Below are 7,554 nucleotides of genomic sequence, written 5' to 3'. Positions count from 1 at the left end.
CGGTCTTGGTGATGTTGGCGACCTGCTCGGATCCCGGGAAGGGCTCTCCCGAGATGTCGAGGATGTTCTTCCACATCGCGGGGTAGTCGGCCCCGAAGGAGATCGCGCACCCTCCTCCGTTGGAGTATCCGGCGATGGTCCAGAAGGCGGGGTCGTTGATGATGCGCAGGTGCGCCTTCGCCCACGCGACGACGTCCTGCGTCACGTAGGTGCGCGCCCGGCCGAGGGCCGCAGAGTCGGCGCACGCCGTGTCGGCGTTGGCGGAGCCGACTTGGTCGGCGACGATCACGATCGGCGCCAGGCCGTGATTGCGGGCGGCGAACTCGTCCAGCACGTCGCTGATCGCGGTCGGGTCGGGGTTGCCGGGATGGCCCATCATCATGATGACCAGCGGCAGGGCCGGTGCGTTCGGAACGAGCGCGGCGGGGGGCAGGTAGATGCCCGCGGGGCGGGCGGCGAAGCCGGATGCCGTGGCAGGAATGACCTGCGTGCCGCGTGACCCCTTGGTCGGCATTCCGGCGGGCGGCACGAAGGACTGCGCGAGCGGAACGGACGGAACATCGGTGGTCGGCCCGACCTCGGGCAGCTCGAGCGGGTCGTAGCCCGACACGCCGAAAAGCGTCGCCAAGGTGGGGTTCAGGCCGAAGCCGGCGTTGATACCGACCGCCGCGGCGACGAGAAACACCAGGACGGCGAGGGCGGACACGATCCGCCGCCACCACCGCGCACCCACCAGCGCGCCGAGCGCGAACCCGGAGGCAGCCAGGACACCGGCCGCCCACGGCACGACGAATCCCGGCAGGGGCGCCGGGCCGAACAGCTGCATCCGGTCGACGACGTGCACGAGCGCCACGCCCAGCCCGGCTCCGGCGAGCGCACCCCCCGCTGCCCACAGCATGGCGCGCCTGTTCCAACGACGCACGAGCACGATCAGAAGGAACGCTCCCGCGATCGTGTAGACGATGATCGGGACAGCTCCGTCGATGATCGGCAACTGCCAGATCTGCATGCACCGACTCTAGGGCGACACACCTTGGCCATCGCTGAGCGCCGCGGGAGAGATCTGCCCGACTCGTCGCCGGCGGCTGCGCCTGTGCAGCGCGCCGAGACCCGCGAGCAGCGCGAGCAGCGCGGTCACGCGAAGGCGCGAGGGCGAGGAGGACAAGTCGGCTCCAGACTCGAGACGAACGCTCGATGAGGGGGTCGGCGGGGCCACCGTGACGGCGGCACTGCCGACGGTTGCGGGTGCGGAAGAACGCCGGATCGACGGCAGGTGAACGGATGCCGACGCGCAGCGATACGGCACGAGCACCCCTTTCCGCAGGGCCGGAAGAAACCCCCGCAGATCGGGGGTGGCGCACACGAGCGACACCGTGAATAATATGAGGCATGACCACAGGTCGCCCGGTTGGGTACAGCGCCATTTCCAGCTATTCACGTGTCGAGATCCTGCACCTCGTCCAGGAGCAGCCGCGTCGCACGATCACCGAGATCGTGGAGGCGACGGGCCTGCACCCGAACACCGTGCGCGAGCATCTGCAGCGTCTGATCGACGAGGGCTACGTCGTGTCGGCGGCGGAGCACCGCACCACTCGCGGTCGCCCGCGCGTGCTCTACAGTGCGGCCGACGGTATCCTGGCCTCCAGCGCCATCCAGCGCCGCAAGGTGCGCGCCGCCGCCGAGCGGGGCGACCTCATGCGCCGCGTGCTGCCGGGAGCCGCGCCCGAGCTCGACACCGAAGCCCTCCATCAGGTCGACGCCCTCGTCGAGGACCTGATCGACGCCGGCTTCGATCCACTGGTCGATGAGCGCGAGCTGACCGTCGACCTCACCCCCTGCGCACACGCCTCCTCCCAGGCCGAGCATCGCGAAGTGCTGTGCCGCGTGCACCTGGGTCTCATGCAGAGCGTGCTCAGCGCCGCCGGCGGGCCCCTCGCCGTCGATGACATGCGCCCGTCCTGCGACCCGCGCGAGTGCGTCGTCCAGCTGATGTTCGCCGGCGCCACGGCCTGATCAGATCTCGGTTCTTTTTCACGGCCCAGGGCGCCTGGGGCTGGGAAATCCCTGTGTAGCTTCAGTCACGAAGAAGACTCCCGCCCTCGGAAGGATGACGATGGACTTCCTGGACCCGCTACTGCTGGCACGCTGGCAGTTCGGCCTGACGACCCTGTATCACTTCATCTTCGTGCCGCTCACGCTCGGCATGTCGCTGTTCGTCGCCATCTTCCAGACGGTGTGGCACCGCACCGGCGACGTGAAGTGGCTGCACCTGACGCGCTTCTTCGGGAAGATCTTCCTGATCAACTTCGCGATGGGCATCGTCACCGGCATCGTGCAGGAGTTCCAGTTCGGCATGAACTGGTCGAGCTACTCCCGCTTCGTCGGCGACGTCTTCGGAGCCCCGCTCGCCTTCGAGGGCCTCATGGCCTTCTTCTTCGAGGCGACGTTCATCGGCCTGTGGATCTTCGGGTGGAACAAGCTCCCCCGCCGCATCCACCTGCTCACCATCTGGATGACGGTCGTCGGCACCTGGCTGTCGGCGTACTTCATCCTCGCGGCCAACGCGTTCATGCAGAACCCGAAGGGCTACCAGATGTCCGCCTCGGGTCACCGCGCCGAGATGGCCGACTTCTGGCAGGTGCTGACCAACCCGGTCGCGCTGACGCAGTTCCCGCACACCATCTCCGCGGCGCTCATGTTCTCCGCCGGTGTCGTGATCGCGGCATCCGCCTGGCACCTCGCCCGCAAGCAGAACATCGAGATGCTGCGCCCGGCGCTGAAGTTCGGCCTCTGGGCGATGATCATCGGCTTCGTCGCGGTCTTCCTCTCCGGTGACCAGCTGGGCCTGGTCATGGTCCAGACGCAGCCCATGAAGATGGCCGCCGCCGAGGCGATGTTCAACTCGGCGTGCGGAGCCAATGCCTCCTTCTCGATCTTCTCGATCGGCACCCCCGACGGCACCGGTGAAGTGTGGTCGCTGCGCGTTCCGTACGTGCTCGCGTTCCTGTCGACGCACGACTTCAACGGCTGCGTCGAGGGCATCAACGACCTCAACCAGCTCTACACGACGCAGCTGTTCCCGCAGTTCGCCGACCAGGTGAACGGCAACTTCGCGCCCGTCCTGTGGGTCACGTACTGGGCCTTCCGCTGGATGATGGGCTTCGGCCTGCTCTCCACCGCGATCGCTGCTGCGGGCCTCTGGGTCACCCGCAAGAACGCGAAGCGCCCGGTCGCCGGCTGGATGTGGCGGCTCGCCGTCTGGCAGGCGCCGCTGGCCCTGCTCGGCATCCTCGTCGGGTGGATCTTCACCGAGATGGGACGTCAGCCCTGGATCGTGTTCGGTCTGATGCTCACGCAGGACGGCGTCTCGCCGAACGTGCCCGGCTGGACCGTTCTGATCTCGCTGATCGCCTTCACCGCGATCTACGCGATCCTCGCGGTCGTCGAGTTCGGCCTCATCGTCAAGACGGTCAAGGAGGGTCCGCAGCCCCTGCCCGGACCGGATGACCCCGACCCGTCCGATGTCCCGGTCGATCAGACCCCGTCCACGGTGTACTAGGAGCTGTCATGGACCTCGCCTACCTCTGGTTCTTCATCGTCGGAGTGCTGTTCGTCGGCTACTTCGTGCTCGACGGCTTCGACTTCGGAGTCGGCATGTCGCTGCCCTTCCTCGGCAAGGACGAGGTGTCGCGACGCCAAGTGATCAACACGATCGGACCGATCTGGGACCTCAATGAGACCTGGGTCATCGTCGCGGGCGCCTGCCTGTTCGCGGCCTTCCCGGAGTGGTACGCCACGCTGTTCAGCGGCTTCTATCTCCCCCTGCTGCTCATCCTGCTCGCGCTGATCGCGCGCGGCGTCTCGTTCGAGTACCGCCACCAGCGCGACGACCTGCGATGGAAGCGCCGTTTCGACTGGATGATCACGATCGGCTCCGCGGTGCCCGCGCTGCTGTGGGGCGTCGCGGTCGCGAACATCGTGCAGGGCGTGCCGATCGACGCCGACAAGAACTTCACCGGCTCGCTCTTCACGCTGCTGAACCCCTACGGGCTCTGGGTCGGCGTGACGACGCTGCTGCTGTTCCTCCTGCACGGCGTCTACTTCGTGGGCCTGAAGACCGACGGTCAGGTGCACCACGACGCGCAGGCGCTCGGCAAGAAGCTCGCGATCCCGACCGTGATCTTCGCGGCCGGAACCGTGGTGTGGACGATCTTCCTCGCCGCCGGTCGCGGCGCCCCTCTGCTGTGGGCGGTCATCGCGTGCGGAGTGATCGCGGCGGTCGCGCTGCTCCTGTCGGTGTGGTTCAACATGGCCGACCGGGACGGCAAGGCGTTCGCGGCCGGAGCGGTCACGATCGTGTTCGCCGTGCTGACTCTGTGGCTCGCACTGTTCCCCTACGTCATGCCGTCGACGACCGATGACGCCTTCAGCCTGACCATCTCGAATGCGTCCAGCACGCCGATGACGCTGCAGATCATGTCGTGGGCCGCGCTCATCTTCCTGCCGCTCGTGCTCGCCTACCAGGCGTGGACGTACTGGATCTTCCGCAAGCGGATCACCCGCACGACGATCGAGAAGGCGGAGCTGACCGCAGCCCACTGAGTGCGCTGCACCGGCCCCGGCGCTCACCCACGGGTGAGGACCGGGGCCGGTGTCCGTTTATGAGGCAGGATCGAACAATGGCAACCGAAGCCGACCAGGGCCGCACGCGGGTGCGGCCCGTCGACCCGCGACTGGTGCGCTACGCGTCGGCGTCGCGGGCGTTCTTCGCCGCGATCGCCGTGATCGGCGCGTTGCAGACCGCCGTCGTCGTCGCGTTCGCGTGGCTGCTGACGCACGCGATCACGCGCGCGATCGACGGGATGCCGTGGGCCGAGCTGACCGCACTGCTGACCGCGCTGGCCGCCGTCATCGTCTCCCGTGCGCTGCTGCTCTGGGCGCGCGAAGCCCTGTCGGCGCGTGCCGCCGCGCGCGTGCAGGCGCAGCTGCGGGCGCAGCTCGTGGATGCCGTCGGCATCCTGGGCCCGGGATGGCTGGCAGGCCGCAACAGCGCGCAGCTCGCGGTGACCGCGGGGCGCGGCCTCGAAGCGCTGGACGCGTACTTCGGACGCTATCTGCCACAGCTCGTGCTCACCGTGATCGCGACCCCGGTGCTGGTCGCCGTGATGTGGTGGGAGGACTGGATCTCCGGGCTCACGGTGCTGCTCACTCTCCCCCTGATCCCGCTGTTCATGGTGCTGATCGGCCTCGCGACGCGCACGGTGCAGCAGAAGCAGTGGCGCACCCTGGGGCGCCTGGCCGCCCGCTTCGCCGATACGGTCCAGGGTCTGTCGACGCTCAAGGTCTTCGGCCGTCAGCATCGCGCCGTGCGGTCGATCGAGAAGGTCACCGACACCTACCGCGTCGAGACGATGCGGGTGCTGCGTGTGTCGTTCCTGTCGGGTTTCGCGCTCGAGCTGCTGGCGTCGATCTCGGTTGCGATCGTGGCCGTGTCGATCGGCTTCCGCCTGGTCGACGGGTCGCTCGCGCTCGCGGTAGGCCTGTTTGTGCTGCTGCTGGCGCCCGAGGCGTACCTTCCGCTGCGCCAGGTCGGCGTGCAGTTCCATGCCGCTGCGGAAGGCGTGGCCGCGACCGACGACGTCTTCGCGGTGCTCGACGAGGCCCGCGAGCTCGCCGCCCGTGCACAGCGTGCGCCGCGGACGGCCGACGCCGCGACGGTGAGCGCCGGCCCGGGACGGCTCGTGCTCACCGGACTGCGCGTCCGGCGCGGCGACCGGCTCCTGCCCTCCGTCGACCTCGTCGCGGAGCCCGGCACCGTCACGCTCATCGAGGGACCGAGCGGCGCGGGCAAGTCGAGCGTGTTCGCGGCCCTCCGCGGCGCGGTCACCTTCGACGGGCACGCCGAGCTGGACGGCACGCCGGTGAGCGCGCTCTCCCCCGCGACGTGGCTGGCCTGGGCCGGGCAGCATCCGGGACTGATCTCCGGCACCATCGCAGACAATGTCGCGCTGGGCGACGATGAGACTGCCGCGGCATCGCGGGGCCCCCTGGTCGCACGCGCGCTGGAGCTCGCCCAGGCGGGCGCGCTCGATCCCGATCAGCAGCTCGGGGTGCAGGGCGCGGGATTGTCCGGCGGACAGGCCCAGCGCGTCGCCGTGGCGCGCGCCGTGTTCCGTCACCTTCGCGCTCGCGCCGCGGTGATCGCCCTCGACGAGCCGAGTTCCGCACTGGATGCCGCGACGGAGGCGGCCCTGTGGCGCGGCATCCGAGATCTCGCCGATGGTGGGGCAACGGTGCTTCTCATCTCTCACCGGCGCAGCGCGCGGGAGATCGCCGACCGCGTCGTGACGCTGTCGGCGGCACCGGCGGAGGTCGGCGCATGACCACGACGACGGAGGTGCTGCGGCGGGCGATGCCGTCGTTGCGCCGATTCTGGCCGGGCGCCGCGTCGGGCTTCCTCTCGGAGGCGTCGGCGGTCGCCCTGCTCGCCTGCAGCGCGTGGCTCATCGTGCGCGCCAGCGAGCAGCCTCCGGTGATGTACCTGTCGGCAGCCGTCGTGGGCGTGCGCGCCTTCGCTCTCAGCCGGGCCGCCTTCCGCTACACCGAGCGGCTCGCGAGCCACGATGCGGCGCTGCGACAGCTCGCGGTGACGCGCACCGATCTGGTGCGCCGGCTCATTCCGCTCGCCCCGGACGGGCTGACCCGCACGCGGCGCGGCTCGGTGCTCGGCGCTCTCGTCGACGACGTGGACGAGCTGCAGAACCTGCCGCTGCGGGTCGTGCTGCCGCTCGTGTCGTCGGCGACGGTGGCCCTCGGCGCCGTCGTGCTCGTCGGGATCGTCTGGTGGCCGGCGGCGCTCACGCTCCTCGCCTGCCTCGTCGTGGCGGCGGTCGTTGCGGTCGGCTGGGGATGGGTGGCCGGATCTCGCGCCGAACGTTCCATCGCGCCGTTACGCGCACGCCTCGCCGACGCCGTGCTCGATCATCTCGCGAGCCTGGACGTTCTCGCCGCGTACGGAGCCGACGCGCACAGTGCGCAGCGCATCGCCGCGGCGGATGGCGCGTTGCGGCGGGCGGTGACCCGCCGGGCGGGTGCGCAGGCGGGCTCGACGGCCGTCGTGTCGGTGCTGGCTGGCGCGGCCTCCGTCTTCGCCGTGCTGGCCGCCGTTCCGGCGCTCGGCGACGGGACGATCACCGCTCCTGCCTTCGCCGTCGCGGTGCTCGTGCCGATGGCCGTGTTCGAGGTCTTCGCCGCGGTGCCGGCGGCAGCGTCTTCATGGCGACAGGTACGCGCCGCGGCCGCACGCATCGCCGAGGCCGTGCCGGACGAGGCACCGGCGGGCATCCCGCTCGAGGTCGCCCGCGACGCCGATGCGTACGCACGAACGGACGCCGCTCTCGGCGCTGGCCTCGTTCTGCAGGGCGTCGCGGCGCGCTGGCCGGGAGCCGCAGAGGATGCCCTGCACGCGTTGGATCTGACGGTCGCCCCGGGCGAGCGGATTCTGGTCGTGGGCTCCAGCGGCGCCGGCAAGACCACGGCGGCGCACGTCCTCGT

The 7,554-nt window shown here is 69.8% G+C and carries 6 protein-coding genes; 5 read left to right on the top strand and 1 reads right to left on the bottom strand.

Annotation, left to right across the window (positions count from 1 at the left end):
- Positions 1 to 1,009: alpha/beta hydrolase (locus tag BGN98_RS07625; RefSeq protein ID WP_288120614.1), on the bottom strand; the 1,009-nt coding region annotated here is incomplete at its 3' end.
- A 380-nt stretch (positions 1,010 to 1,389) separates the two neighbouring features.
- Between BGN98_RS07625 and BGN98_RS07620 the strand changes: the two genes are divergently transcribed.
- The 5 genes from BGN98_RS07620 to BGN98_RS07600 all read left to right on the top strand — a co-directional run.
- Positions 1,390 to 2,013, top strand: a complete 624-nt coding sequence (locus tag BGN98_RS07620) for a helix-turn-helix transcriptional regulator (RefSeq protein ID WP_005051389.1) — start codon at positions 1,390 to 1,392, stop codon at positions 2,011 to 2,013.
- Between the two features lie 100 nt (positions 2,014 to 2,113).
- Positions 2,114 to 3,559 (top strand): cytochrome ubiquinol oxidase subunit I, encoded by a 1,446-nt coding sequence (locus BGN98_RS07615; protein WP_121189246.1) that lies wholly within the window; start codon positions 2,114 to 2,116, stop codon positions 3,557 to 3,559.
- A gap of 8 nt (positions 3,560 to 3,567) precedes the next feature.
- The gene (gene cydB / locus BGN98_RS07610; RefSeq protein ID WP_288120610.1) at positions 3,568 to 4,602 is read left to right on the top strand and encodes a cytochrome d ubiquinol oxidase subunit II; all 1,035 of its coding nucleotides are present in this window, start codon (positions 3,568 to 3,570) and stop codon (positions 4,600 to 4,602) included.
- 77 nt (positions 4,603 to 4,679) lie between these two features.
- Positions 4,680 to 6,383: a thiol reductant ABC exporter subunit CydD gene (cydD, locus tag BGN98_RS07605; RefSeq protein ID WP_288120608.1), complete on the top strand. Its 1,704-nt coding sequence runs from the start codon at positions 4,680 to 4,682 to the stop codon at positions 6,381 to 6,383.
- On the top strand, positions 6,380 to 7,554 hold a 1,175-nt coding region (locus BGN98_RS07600; RefSeq protein WP_288120607.1), incomplete at its 3' end, for an amino acid ABC transporter ATP-binding/permease protein. The genes cydD and BGN98_RS07600, both read left to right, overlap by 4 nt.

Origin of the sequence: Microbacterium sp. 69-7, from assembly GCF_001897985.1 — a bacterium.
Classification (GTDB): Bacteria; Actinomycetota; Actinomycetes; order Actinomycetales; family Microbacteriaceae; genus Microbacterium; species Microbacterium laevaniformans.
The sequence above is the reverse complement of the archived record's forward strand: the minus strand, read 5'-3'. Positions and strand labels throughout refer to the sequence as shown.

Bases quoted from the DNA above. Each gene is read 5' to 3' on its own strand.
- cydD (WP_288120608.1), top strand. From the start codon at position 4,680: ATGGCAACCGAAGCCGACCAGGGCCGCACGCGGGTGCGGCCCGTCGAC.
- cydB (WP_288120610.1), top strand. From the start codon at position 3,568: ATGGACCTCGCCTACCTCTGGTTCTTCATCGTCGGAGTGCTGTTCGTC.
- BGN98_RS07620 (WP_005051389.1), top strand. From the start codon at position 1,390: ATGACCACAGGTCGCCCGGTTGGGTACAGCGCCATTTCCAGCTATTCA.
- BGN98_RS07615 (WP_121189246.1), top strand. From the start codon at position 2,114: ATGGACTTCCTGGACCCGCTACTGCTGGCACGCTGGCAGTTCGGCCTG.